The sequence below is a fragment of the Pseudomonas sp. NFPP25 genome, from assembly GCF_900116505.1.
GTDB classification, from domain to species: domain Bacteria; phylum Pseudomonadota; class Gammaproteobacteria; order Pseudomonadales; family Pseudomonadaceae; genus Aquipseudomonas; species Aquipseudomonas protegens.
The window spans coordinates 34442-50538 of sequence record NZ_FPBG01000007.1; the positions used below are offsets into that span (position 1 = coordinate 34442).

A 16097-nucleotide genomic window follows, 5' to 3' on the forward strand; every position below is an offset into this window, starting at 1 on the left:
CCGCTGCCTAGAATCGCCGGCATGTTTTTTTTGCCGAGCACTGCCTGATGAATCCCCGTTCCCTGTTGCCCCTGGCCCTGGCCCTGCTGATGTTCCCGCAGCTCGCCCAGACCCTCTACAGCCCGGCCCTGGCCGATCTTGGCCGGGCCTTTGGCGTGGCCCCCGCGCAAGCGGCCCAGAGCCTTTCGGTGTTTGTCCTGGGGTTTGCCCCGGGGGTGCTGCTGTGGGGGCGCTTGAGCGATCTTTGGGGCCGGCGCCCGGCCTTGCTGGGTGGCCTGACGCTGTACGTCCTGGCCATCGGGCTGCAATTGCAGGTGCAGAGTTTTACCGCGCTGTTGCTGTGCCAGGCCCTCGCCGCCCTGGGCGTGGCGGCGGGCTCGGTGGTGACCCAGACCCTGCTGCGCGACCTGTTTCGCGGCAGTGAACTGGTGCGGGTGTTTTCCCTGGTGGGCATGTTCCTGGCGGCCAGCCCGGCCATTGGCCTGTTCAGTGGCGCCGGGCTGGTGCGGGCCTGGGGCTACCAGGGCGCACTGGCCGGGTTGCTGGTGCTGGCCCTGGCCTTGCTCGGCTGGTGCGCCCGGGCCTTGCCGGAAACCCGTGCGCCGGCGCCGCACCTGGCGCCCCTGGCCGGGACCTTGTGGCACATGCTCAGGGACCCGGGCATCTGGCGCTCGGCGCTGCTGGTAGCGCTGTTCAATGTGGCCTTGCTCAGCTACTACAGCCTCGGGCCGTTCCTGTTTCGCGACCTGGGGTGGGGCGAGCAGGGCTTTGGTTACAGCGGTGCGGGCCTGGCCCTGGCTTCGGGGCTGGGGGCCTGGCTCAATCGTCGGCTGCTGGGGCGGGGCTGGTCCGGTGACACCCTGCTGCGGCTGGCGGCCCTGGCGGTGACCCTGGGTGGCCTGGGGGTGACAGCGCTTGGGCACAGCCTGTGGTTGCTGCTGCCCATGCTCGGCGTGGTGCTGGGCTTCGGCCTGGCCATCCCCAATATCCTCGGCTCGGCGCTGGCGGCCTACAGCGACCGGCTGGGCAGCGCCGGGGCCGGGTTCGGCCTGTTCTACTACCTGCTGATTGGCGCCGGGTTGCTGCTGGTGGGCTGGGGCCAGGCCCTGGGGCCGACCCTGGGCCTGTGCGGGGTTGCGGCGCTGTTGTTGTGCCTGGTGCGGCGCCGGCAGCAGGGCTGAAGGGCGAGTTTGCGACACACGGTCGCCCCAGCGGCCGCCAAGGGGCCATTGTTTGACCATGATCAAGCCCTTCCTCGGGGTATCCGCGCAGTCTGTCAGCAGACCTGCGGATTCGCGCAGACCCCTTCCCGGCAATGGAGATCGGCAACATGGCCAAGATGAAAGCAGCGGTATTCGTGGAGAAGAACCGCATCGTGCTGGAAGACAAGGACATCCCCGAAATCGGTCCGCTGGACGCCCTGGTGCGGATCACCACCACCACCATCTGCGGCACCGACGTGCACATCCTGCGGGGTGAATACCCGGTGGCCAAGGGCCTGACCATCGGCCACGAGCCGGTGGGGGTGATCGAGCGCCTGGGCTCCCAGGTGCGCGGCTTCCACGAGGGCCAGCGAGTGATCGCCGGGGCCATCACCCCCAGCGGCCAGAGCTACGCCTGCCTCTGCGGCTGCGGCTCCCAGGATGGCCCGGACACCCGCCACGGCTTCCGCGCCACGGGCGGCTGGAAGTTCGGCAACACCATCGATGGCTGCCAGGCCGAATACGTGCGTGTGCCGGACGCCCTGGCCAACCTGTGCCCGATCCCCGACGGCCTGAGCGATGAAGAAGTGCTGATGTGCCCGGACATCATGTCCACCGGTTTCTCCGGCGCCGAGCGTGCCGAGGTGAACATCGGCGACAGCGTGGCGGTGTTCGCCCTGGGCCCCATCGGCCTGTGCGCGGTGGCCGGAGCCAGGCTCAAGGGTGCCACCACCATCATTGGCGTCGACACCGTGGCCGCGCGCATGAGCGTGGCGCGGGAGCTGGGGGCGACCCATGTGGTGGACTTCAAGCAGGGCGACGTGGTCAAGCAGATCATGGACCTCACCGACGGTCGCGGGGTCGATGTGTCGATCGAGGCCCTGGGCACCCAGGGCACCTTCGAGTCGGCGCTGCGGGTGCTGCGCCCGGGGGGCAAGCTGTCGAGCCTGGGGGTTTATTCCAGCGACCTGCGCATTCCCCTGGATGCCTATGCCGCCGGCCTGGGCGACCTGAGCATCCTCAGCACCCTGTGCCCGGGCGGCAAGGAACGCATGCGCCGGCTGATGGAGGTGGTCGCCAGTGGCCAGGTGGACCTCAAGCCGCTGGTGACCCACCGCTTCAAGCTCGACGATATCGAGGCCGCCTACGAGCTGTTCGCCAGCCAGCGCGACGGCGTGATGAAGATCGCCATCACCCCATGACCCGTGCCACCGGGCGCCCTTGATACCGGTCAAGGCGCCCGGCAGCACGGCATTCCACACTCAAGCTCACGTATCGCCCAAGGAGGAGCACCATGAGCCAGTACCAGCGTCTGTTGCTGATCGCCGATCCACAGCAGCACCAATCCCCCGCGGCGCGCCGTGCCGTTGCCCTGGCCCGGGCCAGCGGCGCGGCGCTGCACGCCCTGGTGTTCGTCGAACCGCCGGCGCGCACCTACCTGTGGGAAGAACACCTGGAAGACAGCGAGCGCGAAGCCTACCTGCAGCGCCACGAGCGCTGGTTGCAGGTGGAAGCGCAGTGGATGGCCGAGGAGGGCGTGCAGGTCACCACCCAGGTGATCTGGAGCACCCAGGTGCTCAAGGACATGCTCGCCTACATCGACGAGTTCCGGCCTGACCTGCTGATCAAGGACGTGACCCTGGAGTCGGCCCTCAAGCGCGTGTTCGTCACCCCGCTGGATTGCCACCTGCTGCGCGAGGCGCCGGTGCCGATGCATCTGGTCAACGACGCGCCGCACAAGCTGCCCCGGCGGATTGTCGCCGCGGTGGACCCGGCCCAGTCCGACACCCAGATCCGCGGGCTCAATACCCAGATCATCCAGACCGCCCACGCCCTGGCCCTGCAATGCGACGCCCAGTTGCACCTGCTGTACGCCTACGACCTGATGCCGATGCTCGATGGCGTGGCGCCGGTGGCGTCCACCGCCTGGAGCGTCAACTGCCTGGACGAGTTGCGCGATTCCCTGCACAAGGAATTCGAACGCCTGGGGGATGAGCACAACGTGCCCCAGGAATTCCGCCACTTCATCATGGGCCCGCCGGTGCCGGGCATCGCCCAGTTCGTCGACGAATACCTGGTGGACGTGGTGGTGATGGGCACGGTGCACCGCACCGGCTTTGGCCGCTTGATCGGCAGCACCACCGAACGCGCCTTGTACTCGATGCCGGGGAGCATCCTGGCGGTGAAGGCGTCTGGCGCGGCCTGACACCCACGCCCGTTTCAGTCCGGATCGGCGCGCTTGCTGCCAGGCAGGTACGGCAGCAAGCGCTCGGTTTCCTTGCGCACCACCCCATAGCACTCGCAGCTGTGCTGTTCCAGCCGCGGCCGGTCAAGCACATTGATCCGGCCGCGGCTGTATTCGATGATGCCCTGGCGCTGCAGTTTGCCCGCGGCTTCGGTCACGCCTTCGCGACGCACCCCGAGCATGTTGGCGATCAGTTCCTGGGTCATCACCAGCTGGTTGCCCGGCAGCCGGTCCAAAGACAGCAGCAGCCAGCGGCACAGTTGCTGGTCGATGGAGTGGTGGCGGTTGCACACCGCGGTCTGGGCCATCTGGGTGATCAGCGACTGGGTGTAGCGCAGCATCAGCAGGAGCATTTCGCCGTGGCGGTTGAACTCGTCCTTGAGGCGCTGGCCGGGCAGGCGCAAGGCGTGCCCGGCGCTCTGCACGATGGCCCGGCTGGTGGTGCTTTCGCCGCCCATGACCAGGGCCACCCCCACCAGCCCTTCGTTGCCCACCACGGCGATTTCCGCCGAGGCGCCGTTTTCCATCAGGTACAGCAACGACACCACTGCATCGGTGGGGAAGTACACGTGGCGCGGTATGTCCCCGGACTCGTAGAGCACCTGGCCCAGGCTCAGGGCGACCGGCTTGAGGTGGGGCAGCAGGCGCTCCTGCACCGCCGCCGGCAGTGCATTGAGCAAGTGATTGGGCCCGTGCCCAAGGTTGTCGAACATCTCAGAACCACCGGATGGCAAGGCGTCAGCGCTCACTCAGGGTAGTCCAGGGTGTGGCCGGGTGTCTGTCATGGTGCCGGCTCCGTATGGGTCGCTGTCGGGGTATGCCCGGCCTGCGCGGGCAGGGCCGCGGGCCAGGTGAGCAGCACCCGGCGCGTACTGCCGTCATCCAGCAGCGGTATGGCCAGCCCCACCAGTGGCCGGCCGTCCAGGCTCAGGCTGAGGGTGGCGCCGGGGTTCTGCCGCACTTCAATACGGTAGAGCGTCTCGCCGAACCGATAGTCCAGGCTGTAGCCCGGCCAATGCGCCGGGATCACCGGTTCGATGTACAGGCTCTGGCCTTCGCGGCGCAGGCCCAGCAGCGACTCGACGATCAGCCGGTAAGTCCAGCCCGCCGAACCGGTGTACCAGCTCCAGCCGCCGCGCCCGGTGTGGGGCGCCACGCCATAGACGTCGGCGGCCATCACGTAGGGCTCGACCCGGTAGGTGGCGACCTGTTCGGCACTGCGCCGGCTTACCGGGTTGATCATGTGCAGCAGCTCCCAGGCCCGGGCACTGTCCCCCAGGCGGGCGAAGGCCATGCTCGCCCAGACCGCGGCATGAGTGTACTGGCCGCCATTTTCCCGCACCCCGGGCACGTAGCCCTTGATGTAGCCCGGGTCCAGGGGGCTGTGGGCGAACGGTGGGTCGAGCAGCAGCACCACGCCGCTGTCGCGACGCACCAGGTGCTGGTCCAGGGAGGCCATGGCCTGGTGCTGGCGGGCATCGCTGGCGGCGCCGGACAGCACCGACCAGCTCTGGGCGATGGAGTCGATGCGGCACTCCTGGTTGCTGGCGCTGCCCAGGATCTGGCCATCGTCGAACCAGGCGCGGCGATACCACTGGCCGTCCCAGGCCTGGCTGTCGAGGGCGGCGCGCAAGGCCAGGGCCTGGGCGCGGCACTCCCGGGCGAAGTCCGGGTCCTGGTGCTGCTCGGCGGTGACGGCAAAGCGTTGCAGCACTTCATGGCCGAAGAAGCCCAGCCACACGCTTTCCCCTAGGCCGTGTTCACCGACTCGGTTCATGCCGTCGTTCCAGTCCCCGGTGCCCATTAGCGGCAAGCCGTGGACCCCGCGCCGCTGGCCGTGCTCGATGGCGCGCCGGCAGTGCAGGTAGAGGCTTTCCCGCAGCCCGCTGGCCTGGGGCAGGTCGTAGTAGGACTCTTCCCCGGAATTGAGCAGGCGGCCTTCCAGGTAACCCACTTCGACCTCCAGCACGCTGTGGTCGCCGGTGATCTGTACATAGCGGCTGGTGGCCAGGGGCAGCCACAGGAAATCATCGGAGCAGCCGGTGCGCACCCCGCGATTCTGTGGCGGGTGCCACCAGTGCTGGACGTCGCCCTCGGGATACTGGTGGGCGGCGCACAGCAACAGGTGCTCGCGGGCCAGGGCCGGCTCGGCGTGGATCATCGCCATGCTGTCCTGCAACTGGTCGCGAAAGCCGATGGCACCGCCGGACTGGTAGAAACCGCTGCGGGCCCAGAAGCGGCAGGCAATGGTCTGGTACATCAGCCAGCCGTTGGCCATGACGTCGATGGCCGGGTCCGGTGTGCGCACCTGTACCGCGCCCAGGCTGCGCTGCCAATGCTGGTGCACGGCCGCAAGCTCGGCCTGCGCCATCTGGCTGCCGCGGTACTGCAGGACCCGGCGGGTGGCGGCCTTGGCATCCACTTCGGCCCCCAGGCGGAACAGCACCTCCCGGCTCTGGCCGTCCTCCAGTTCCAGGCTCACCTGCATCGCCGCGCAGGGGTCGAAACCGGCACCGGAGCGCCCGGACAGGCGCCCCCGAGTCAAGGCTGCCGGCGCCGCGAGGCTGCCGTTGCGGCCGATGAACTCACTGCGATCGCCGGTGAAGCTGCTGACCTCGGCGTCCGTATCGAGAAACGCCACGTGCCCGGAAAACTCCATGTTGTAGGGGTTGCGGGCGAACAGTGCGCCGCTCACCGGGTCGCTTTCGCTGACCACGTGCATGGCCGAGCGGCTGCGGGACTCTCCCAGCACCCATTCCACATAGCAGGTGGCCGACAAGCGCCGTGGCCGACCGCTGAGGTTGCGGATCTTCAGCCGCGAGAACTTGATCGGCGCCTGCAGCGCCACATAAACCGTGAGCTCGCTGTGGATGCCGTCCTCTTCATGCTCGAAGACGCTGTAGCCGAAGCCGTGGCGGGTGCGGTAGCTGCCGCTTCCGGGGCAGGGCTGGGGAGTGGGCGACCAGACCCGTCCGCTGTCTTCGTCGCGCAGGTACAGGGCCTCGCCGCTGGGGTCACTGACCGGGTCGTCGTGCCACGGGCTGAGGCGGTATTCGTGGGCGTTCTCACGCCAGCTGTAGGCGCCGCCGGTTTCCGAAATCACCGTGCCGAACAGCGGGTTGGCGAGCACGTTGGCCCAGGGCGCGGGCGTCGGCTGCCCGGGGTTGAGGGTGATCAGGTATTCACGGCCGTCGCTGCTGAAACCGCCGTAGGGGGTTTCCAGGATCAGCTCTGGCGCTGCAGCGGTGCTGGCTCGGCTGGCGGGTGGTGGCAGGCGTACCAGGGGCGCTTCCAGGCGCGGCAGAGAAGGGTCGGCGCGGCGCCGGTGGACTTGCTCGGCGAGGCTGCCGCGGCTGTCGCTGACCACCAGGCGCGCCACCGCCAGCATCAGCGTGCGGTCCTCGCCGGACAGTTGCTGGGCCGGGCGCACGAAGATGCCCCCCGGGCGGTCGATCAGGCTGGCTTCGCTGCCGGAGGTCACCAGGCCCATGATCAGGTCCTGGAGCTGCTGGCGGTAACCCGCCTGGTCCTCGTTCCAGATCACCAGGTCCACCGCCAGGCCTTTTTGCCTCCAGTAGGCGTGGGCCTTGATCAACTGCTGCACCAGGGCAATGTTGGCCAGGTCGCCCACTTGCAGCAGGACGATCGGCAGGTCGCCGGAAATGCCCTGGCCCCAGAGCCCGGACTGGCTGCGCCGGTTGGCCTGCAGCAGGCTGTTGTCGGCGCGCAGGGTGGCGTTGGCGTAGAGCAGCGAAGCTGCCATCTGCTGGAACAGCCGGGCCTCGGCCAGGGATGCGTTGAGCTGGCGCAACAGCACCTGGCTGTGGGTCCAGGCCAGGTCGAAGACCCGGTCCGCCAGGTGCCGGTCGCGGTATTTGTGGATCAGTTGCAGGCAGTGTTCACGGCTTTCGGCGACCCCGGTCACCAGGTCGATGGTGGCGCTCTGGCCGGGGTCGAGGGTGATCCGGCAGCGGATCGCCACGATCGGGTCGAGCACCGGCCCGGCGCTGCCCGAGAGCCGTTCGGTCTGTGGGTCCAGGGCCTGGGGCGCGGCCAGGTCGCGGCCACGGCCGATAAAGCGCGCGCGGTCGGTTTCGTAGGAAATCGCGTCGATGTCCACGCCGTGGGCTGCCAGCAGGTGGCACATCCAGGGCACCGGCTGCTCCTGGGAACGTGGCCGGCGGCTGCAGACGATGGCCTGCCAATCGGGCAGCAGTTCGGTCTCGATGAACAGGTTGCTGAAGGCCGGGTGGGCGGCATCGCTTGGAGCCGGGGCCAGCACCACTTCGGCGTAGCTGGTGAGCTCGATGCTGCGGCGTACCCGGGCGCGGTTGCAGATGTGCAGGCGGCGCAGCTCGATGGGGTCTTCGGGGGACACGACGATTTCCGTGTGGCTGTCGAAGTCCTGTTCACGCACGCGGAATTCGGCCCGGGCGTCGGTGAAGATCGCCTCGAAGCTTGAAGGGCGGCCTAGGGTCGGCTGGTAGGCGGCGGACCAGAACGTGCCGCTGGCCACGTCCCGCAGGTAGCAGAACTGGCCCCAGTGATCGCGGGTCGGGTCTTCGTGCCAGCGGGTCACCGCCAGCTCGTTGCAGCGGCTGTAGCCGCCGCCGGCGCTGCTGAGCATGACGTGGTAGTGGCCGTTGGAAAGCAGTTGCACCGCCGGGCGCTTGCGGTCCGGGTCGGCGAACACCCGCAGTTTGTTCTCGTGGGCCCGGGCGGCTTCGTCGGCCGCCGGGGCACCGGCGGCATGCAGGTACTGGGCGGCGGTTTTCGGCACTCGTTCCTGCAACAGCAGGGCGATGGCCTGGAACTGCGGGTCGGATTCGAAGCGCCGCTGCATGGGCTGGTCCAGCAGCAGCCACGCCAGGGACAGCAGGCTCATGCCCTGGTGGTGGGCCATGAACGATTGCACCACGGCATGGTTCTGGCCCCGGGGCAGGCGCGACTCGGTGTAGTCCACGGCTTCATAGAGGCCGAAGCGGCCCTGCAGGCCCAGCTGGGCCAGGCGCTGCAGGTTCTGGCAGGCTGCCTGGGGCGCCACCATCAGCGCCAGGACGCTGGCGTAGGGCGCCACCACCCGTTCCGCGCCGAGGCCACGCTTGAGCCCCAGCCCCGGCACGCCGAACGCCCTGTACTGGTAGTTGAACTGGCTGTCGAGGGTGTTGTAGCCCGACTCGGACACGCCCCAGGGCAGGCCCAGTTGCTGGCCGTGCTCGATCTGCAGGGCCACGGCGGCGTGGCAGGTCTGGTCCAGCAGGGTGCCCTGGTAACTGGGCATCACCAGCATCGGCATCAGGTATTCGAACATCGAACCGGTCCAGGACAGCAGCACCGGGGTACCGGCGCTGCTGGTGAGCAGGCGGCCGAGGGCAAACCAGCTTTCCTGGGGCAACTGCCCCTGGGCGATGGCGACAAAATGGGTCAGGCGCACTTCCGAGGCCAAGAGGTCGTAGTAGCCGGCATCCAGGCGGTGCTCGTCGGCGTTGTAGCCGATCACCAGCAGATGGCGCCGGGTGTCGTAGAGGAAGCCGAAATCCATCTGCGCCATGCCGGTCACCTGCTCCAGCAACTGGTTCACCGCGGTACAGCGTTCCAGCGCCAGTTCCCGTAGCGCGGCGATCCGCCCATAGTGACGGGGCAGCCAATAGTCGGTGTCCAGCTCGGCCAGCTGGCGCCAACTGAGGAGGCCGAAGCGGCGACCGTCGGCCATGGGCGGTGGGGTGCGCCAGAGCAATTCGTCATGCAGGTCGCGACATTGCGCGGTCAGCGCCTGGTGCCAGAAGGCGCTGTCATCGGATGCCTCGCCGTGGGAGTCGGCGGCGCTCTCGCCAATGCGTTGCAACAGGCCCAGCAGGCCCTCGGCGCTGACCCCGGCATGCAGGCTCAGGTGTTCATGCACGGCGCGGGTTTCCAGGCGCCAGCGCAGCACGGCCGCGGTGTCCTGACCCGCTGCGGTGAGGGCGTCCTGGAGCACGTCGAGGCAGTCCAGCAGGCCGTTGGCGATCTGCACCGGGGACGGTGGGCTGTCCATCAGGCCCTGCAAGCCCGGGCGCAGGGTCAGCAGCATCCCGGCCAGGTTGCCGCTGTCCACCGTGGACACATAGCGCGGTGGCAAGGGCTCCAGGCTCTGGGTGTCGTACCAGTTGTAGAAGTGCCCGCGATAGCGCTCCAGCCGGCCCATGCTGGCGAGCATCCGTTCCAGGCGCTGCAGCAGCCGGCTGCTGCTCAGGTAGCCGAAGTCATGGGCCGCCAGGTGCGCCAGCAGGGCCAGGCCCAGGTTGGTGGGGGACGTGCGATGGGCTACCCGCTGCTGGGGTTGCTCCTGCAGGTTGTCCGGGGCCAGCCAGTTGTCCTGGGGGCCGACGTACTGGTCGAAAAAGGCCCAGGTGCGGCGGGCCAGGCTCTGCAGGAAACGCCGCTGGCCCGTGTTGGGCACGAAGGCCACCTGGCTGGCGGGGCGGCTCAGCCACCAGGCCAGGGCCGGGCCGGCCAGCCAGGCCAGCAGCAGGGGCACGGCCACCAGCAACTGTGGGCGCGGCCACGACAGCCCGGCCAGGAGCAACGCCAGGGCCGGGCCGACCCACATCCGCCGGTAGAGCTCCAGCAGGCTGTCATCGGGGCCGCGTTCGGCTTCCCGGGACGGTTGCCATTGCAGGCGATACTCCTTGCTGATGCTCATGCGCCATAGCGCGCGGCCCAGGGCACCCAGGCTGTAGGCCACCTCATGGGGCAGCCAGGCCAGGGGCAGCAGCGCCCGGGACAGGTGCTGGCCGGCTGTGCCCAAGGCGGCCACCAGATGTTGTTGCAGGGGCACATCCGGGGTCTTTTCCAGCAGCTCGCGAAAGGCCGCCGACAGTGGCAGAACCAGCAGCAGAATCAGCACCGCCAGGGTCCAGGCCACGGGGTGGGTGGCCCCCAGCCAGCCCCACAGCAGCATGCCCAGCAGGGCCATGGGCTCCAGGCTGCGGCGCAGGTTGTCGAGGATCTTCCAGCGCGCCAGGGGGCTCAGGCGATTGCTTTCCAGGCCTCCACCGGCCTTGGGCGACCAGGGCAGGAGCCACGGCAGCAGTTGCCAGTCACCGCGGATCCAGCGCTGGCGGCGCTTGACGTCGGCGCTGTAGCGGGCCGGGTACTCCTCGAACAGCTGCACATCGCTGAGCAGCCCGGAGCGGGCGTAGCAGCCCTCGATCAGGTCATGGCTGAGGATCCGGTTGTCGGCGAAGCGCCCGCCCAGGATCTGCTCGAAGGTGTCTACGGCATAGATGCCCTTGCCGACGAAGGAGCCTTCCTGGAACAGGTCCTGATAGACGTCCGATACGGCGCGGGTATAGGGGTCGATCCCGGCGTCGCTGGCGAACAGCCGGGCATAGGCCGAACGGGCGGTGCTCGACAGGCTGATGCCGACCCGCGGCTGGAGAATCCCGTAGCCGCTGACGATGCGCCCGCTCAACGGGTCGGCCAGGGGCCGGTTCAGGGGGTGGTCCATGGCTCCCACGCATTGCTGGGCCACGTCCCGGGGCAACTGGGTGTCGCTGTCCAGGGTGATCACGTAGGTGATTTCAGGCAGTGCCTGGATATCGCCGACGATCAGCGAAAAACGCTCCCGACCCCGGCCGCGCAGCAGGGCATTGAGGTCTTCGAGCTTGCCGCGCTTGCGTTCGTGGCCCATCCAGCAATGTTCCGCCGGGTTCCACAGGCGTGGCCGGTGCAGCAGGTAGAAGCGCTCCACGGCTTCTTCGGGGTACTTCAGGTTCAGCGCCTCGATCCGTTGCCGGGCCAGCATCAGCAGGCCGGCATCGGCGTCCAGGGTTTCGCTGGGGGCGTCGAGAAAGTCGCTGAGCAGGGCGAAATACAGCTGGGCGTCGCGGTTGGCCAGGAAGCGCACTTCCAGCCCTTCCACCAGCTCCTCGACATCCGCCGTGCAGCCGATCAGGCAGGGCACCGCCACCAGGGTCCGGGCTCGGGGAGCAATGCCTTCGCTGTAGTCCAGGCGCGGCAGGATGCCGGGGGCCACGGTCAGGGTCACCAGGCCGTTGATCAGGCCGATGGCCAGCCGGCTGGCGAGCAGCAGCGCCGGCACCGCCAACAGCCCCAGCCAGTAGTGGCCGGAAGTCGCTTCCTGATACAGGGCACTGAGGAAGGGCCAGGCGAACAGGGCTGAGAGCAGGATCACCGGCACCAGGAAAAAGCCCAGGGGCGCCTGGGTCAGCAGGCGGCGGCCACGTTCAGCCAGGGGGACTCGGGCGCCGATCTGCTGTTCCAGGGTGCGCCGGCCAGCGCCGATCAGGTAGTGACCGACGTGGCCGGCCACGGCTTCCGGCGCCTCGGCGCGGTACTGGGCGCGGGCCAGCTCGATGCACTGGCGGGCCACCTGTTCTTCACTGTGGCGGCAGTGCCGGGCCAGGCGTTCGAGCACATGGCGGTAATGGTCGCGGGTGGCGAAATCCATGCGTCGGTAGACCCCCGCGGGGTCCTGTTCCAGTACCTGTTCGACCCGGCTCATCAGCTCGACGAACTCGCGCCAGTTGCTGGCCGAGAGCAGGCGCAGGCTGGAGATGCTGTTGCTGATGGAGACCTGGTCGGCGGCCTGCTGCTGGGCGTCGAGCTGCACCAGGCGCTCGATGTTCAGCCCGGTTTCCCCCAGCAGTTGCTCGATCCAGGCCAGGGGCAGCACCAGGGCCGCGTTCTGTCCTTGCAGGCGACGCGCCAGCTCGGCGACGAAGGCGGCGGTCATGGGCGGTGCCGAGCGGGCCATGTCGGCCACCGCCAGCACCACGCTCTTGGCGTCCTGCTCGGCGGTTTCCATCAGGCGGTCGGCCCAGTCGTTGGCCAGGTTGCGCTCGCTCCAGTTGGCCATGACCCGGAAGGCCACCCGGCGCAGGTTCTCGATCAGGGCCAGGCGCAGCATGATGGGGATTGCCCATAGCTCGCCGAGCATCAGCGGGGTGACGCTCTGGTAGCTGTCGACGAAGCGCCCCAGGCTGTCGGTGTCGACCCGGCCGTCGCCGTGGGAAATGGTTTCCAGGGCGATGTCATAGACCCGCGGCAGGCCCGCCGACTGGCCGTTGGCCAGGCGCGGCAACTGCCGGCTGTAGCCCCGGGGCAGGTGGGTGCGGGTGATGCGGATCTGTTCTTCCAGCAGGTAGTAGTTGTCCAGCAGCCATTCCGCGGCGGGGGTGGCCCGGGGTGAGGCGTGGGTGGCGGCGGTCAGGCTCTTGCAGCAACTGGCCAGGGCGCTGGCGTTGTCCGCCAGGCGGGCCAGCAGCCAGTCCGGGGTGCGGCTCGGGCTCAGGCGATGCTGTTGCGCCAGCAGGGTGCCGTGGCGGGCCATCTGTTCAGTGCTGAACAATTCCGAGCGCAGCGGCGCCTGGTATTCGACGCTGTTGCGCGAGGCCTTCCATTGGCCGTATCGGGCGGCGGGCAGCCGCCAGAACCTCAGGAATGCGTGGGTCCAATGACTGTCCATGTTTTCCTTGGCATAACAGAGCCGTCCCTCGGCACGGGGTGCGAGGGAGGGCCGGGAGCGGGGCGTGCGGTCAAATCGAGGCACCGTCGCGACGAGCGTGTCAGGCAAAAATCTGCAACCTTGAGGTTGCCGGGCAGAGGCGAGGGTTGTCTGTGCGCTGGGGCACATAGCCTGGCGATAAGGATGAAGGGTGACGCTGCTTGTAGCCGCTGCCGAGCTTGTGAGGCTGCGACAAGGGCCGCAGGACCTTCAGCGCTCTCAAGAGCGGCGCCTGCTTCGCAGTCGTTCGCAGCCTGCGGCGGCTACAGGGACCGTATGGGCTGGGAGCTGCTTTGAAGGTGAGGCGATGCGCCTTCTTTTTAGTTCTGGTCCGACACTGCACTCTTCGGGAGTCGGCTATAAAGCTCGCCACAACCTCACCGCTGGCAGGCCCATGAGTCTCGCTTGCCCTGCATGGGTGATTTTCCGCCGCTTTTTTCACTGTTAATCTTGCCGCCATGACCCATGCCTCCCCCCATCGCCCCCACATTGCCTGGACGCTGTATTTCTGCGTGCTGTTCAACGTGTTCGTCTGTGGCCTGGGCCACGGGCAGATGGCCGGGCTGGAGCTCAATGGCGTCGGCGGGCAGTTCTGTTCCGCCATGGGCAACCCGGGCCCGGCCCTGGACGGCGACTTCAGCGATCAGGCCGCCGCCGGTGGGTTGAGCACGTTCATGTGCCCATTGTGCTCGGCCGTGAGCCTGGGCATCGCGCTGCTGTTTTGCCTGGGCTGGCTGCTGCGCCGCCAACGCCCGCCACGGCTGGGGGGCGAGCAGCGCAGCAAGGCGCCGCCGCGCTCTTGCTGGCCTGCGCTCAATCCCCGGGCACCTCCTCTGGGCTGACTCGCTCCGGCGACCGTCATCGGCGGTCGCGCTTTCTCGTCCTCCGGCACTAGCTGCACGGTCGCTCCGGCGACTGTTGCCGGACGCTGTTCGATGATTTTTTTTCGAGTCCGAGTCCATGAAACACCTCAATCGCTCCCCCCACTGCGCGGCGCTGTGCTGCGCCCTGTCGTTCAATGCCCTGGCCGACTCCCCGCTGGAGTTGCCGCAGATGCGCATCAGCACCGACGAAGAACGCAAGGTCGGCCTGCAACTCGATACCCAGGGCAGCACCGGTTCGCGCCTGGGCCTGACGCCCCGGGAAACCCCGGCTTCGGTCAGCGTGGTCAACCGCCAGCAGATCGAGCAGCGCGGCGCCGCCAATACCCAGGACATCCTGGCCAGCGTGCCGGGGATGAACGCGGCCTCGTCCCCCGGGGTGCCGGGCTTCGTGTCCTATCGCGGCTTCTCCGGGGCGCAGATCACCCAATTGTTCAATGGCATCAGCGTGCAGTACGACTCCATCGCCGCGCGCCCGGTGGACAGCTGGATCTACGACCGGGTCGAGGCCGTCGGCGGGCCGTCGAGCTTTCTCTACGGCGCCGGCGCGGTGGGCGGTTCGATCAACTACATCACCAAGCTGCCGTCGCGCACCGAATCGTTCAATGAAGGGCGGGTCAGCTATGGCTCCTACGACAGCACTGAAACCTCCTTCGGCTTCAACCACGCGCTGAACGAGGGGGCCGGCCCGCGGCATTACGCGCGCCTGGACCTCAGCCACACCACCAGCAACGGTTATGTCGACCGTGAACAGCGCGACGCCTGGACCACGGCCTTCTCCCTGCTGACGGACTTCAACGACCAGCTGTCCCACACCCTGGCCTACGAGTACCAGGACGAGCGCGTCGACAGCCCCTACTGGGGCACCCCGGCGCTGAACCCGTTGGGGGGCAAGATGGAGGTGGACAAGAGCCGGCGCTTCGAGAACTACAACGTCCGTGATGGCCGTTACGAACAGCGGGTGCAGTGGTTGCGCTCGATCATCGACTATCAGGTCGATGACCGTACTTCGCTGCGCAACACCCTGTACCACTACAACGCCGACCGCGAATACCGCAACCTGGAGACCTACGCCTACAACAGCGACAACAGCCAGGTGGTGCGTTCCGGCATCCTGCTCCAGCGCCACGCCCAGGAGCTCAACGGCAACCGCTTCGAGCTGCTGCATCACAACACGCTGTTCGGCCTGGACAGCCAATGGTCGGCGGGCATCGACTACAGCCACAACGTGATGAGCAACTTCCCGCGCTCGGTGTCGGGCTCACTGCCCGGCGTTGATCCGGGCGATTTCGACCCGGGCAGCTTCTGGGACTTGCCCGGCATGCAGCGCGGCTTCGACAAGAACCGCCGCAACCAGGTGGACACCTGGGCCCTGTTCCTGGAAAACCGCCTGCAACTGAGCGAGCGCCTGTCCCTGCTCAGCGGCCTGCGCCACGACCAGATCGACCTGCAGGTGACCAACTACCGCGCCGTCACCGAGGCCAACCCGGCGTTTTTCCAGCGTAAGTACCGCCCGACCACCGGGCGCCTGGGGCTGGTCTACGAGCTGACCCCGGCGGCCAACGTGTACGTGCAATACAGCACCGCCGCCGACCCGCCGGCGGGCATCCTGACCACCGCCAGCTATGGCCAGGTGCGCGACTTCGACCTGAGCACCGGCAACCAGTGGGAGGTCGGCAGCAAGTTCGATTTCCTCGACGGCCGCGGCTCGGCGACCCTGGCCGCCTACCGCATCGAGCGCAAGAACCTGTCCACCGCCGACCCGAGCAACCCCGGCAGCAGCCAGCCGGTGGGGCAGCAGTCTTCCCGGGGCGTGGAACTGGCGGCATCGCTGCGGGTGACGCCCAGGCTGCTGGCCGAAGGCAACTTCGCCTACGTCGATGCCCAATACGACGAGTTCTATGAAAACGTCGGCGGGCGCCCGGTATCGCGCAAGGGCAACAGGCCTACCAACACCCCGGACAAGGTCGGCAACCTGTGGCTGACCTATGACCTGGCGCCGTCCTGGCAGGTGGGCAGCGACGCCCGCTACGTGTCTTCGATGTACGCCAATGCGGCCAACAGCCGCTACGCGCCGGCCTACACGATCTTCGGTGCCTTTGTCGGCTATCAGGTGAACGCCGATACGCGGATCACCGGGCGGGTGCGCAACCTCACCGATCAGGTCTACGCCCGCACCACCGCACCGAGCCAGCTGTACCTGGGGGCGCCGCGGACCTTCGAACTGGCGCTGCAAACGCGCTTTTAACCTGAGCCAGCGG

Annotated in this window: 7 protein-coding genes; 5 read left to right on the forward strand and 2 right to left on the reverse strand. The window is 68.1% G+C overall.

What is annotated here, in order from left to right; all coding sequences use genetic code 11:
• The first annotated feature begins 47 nt into the window (after positions 1–47).
• The 3 genes from BM382_RS25395 to BM382_RS25405 all read left to right on the forward strand — a co-directional run bounded on the left by BM382_RS25395 (position 48) and on the right by BM382_RS25405 (position 3408).
• Positions 48–1181 (forward strand): MFS transporter, encoded by a 1134-nt coding sequence (locus tag BM382_RS25395; RefSeq protein ID WP_072444605.1) that lies wholly within the window; start codon positions 48–50, stop codon positions 1179–1181.
• A gap of 149 nt (positions 1182–1330) precedes the next feature.
• A complete protein-coding gene (locus BM382_RS25400) occupies positions 1331–2404 on the forward strand; it encodes an NAD(P)-dependent alcohol dehydrogenase (protein ID WP_026020156.1) in 1074 nt (357 codons plus the stop codon).
• 92 nt (positions 2405–2496) lie between these two features.
• A complete protein-coding gene (locus BM382_RS25405) occupies positions 2497–3408 on the forward strand; it encodes a universal stress protein (protein ID WP_072444603.1) in 912 nt (303 codons plus the stop codon).
• 14 nt (positions 3409–3422) lie between these two features.
• On the opposite strand, the gene BM382_RS25410 is transcribed toward BM382_RS25405, so the two are convergent.
• Positions 3423–4160, reverse strand: a complete 738-nt coding sequence (locus BM382_RS25410) for a Crp/Fnr family transcriptional regulator (RefSeq protein ID WP_011062348.1) — start codon at positions 4158–4160, stop codon at positions 3423–3425.
• Positions 4161–4228: 68 nt separating this feature from the next.
• Positions 4229–12916, reverse strand: a complete 8688-nt coding sequence (locus BM382_RS25415; protein WP_072444601.1) for a glycoside hydrolase family 94 protein — start codon at positions 12914–12916, stop codon at positions 4229–4231.
• Positions 12917–13413: 497 nt separating this feature from the next.
• Between BM382_RS25415 and BM382_RS25420 the strand changes: the two genes are divergently transcribed.
• A complete protein-coding gene (locus BM382_RS25420) occupies positions 13414–13797 on the forward strand; it encodes a DUF2946 family protein (RefSeq protein WP_011062346.1) in 384 nt (127 codons plus the stop codon).
• Between the two features lie 118 nt (positions 13798–13915).
• Positions 13916–16084, forward strand: a complete 2169-nt coding sequence (locus BM382_RS25425) for a TonB-dependent receptor (RefSeq protein ID WP_053159557.1) — start codon at positions 13916–13918, stop codon at positions 16082–16084.
• Positions 16085–16097: the final 13 nt, after the last annotated feature.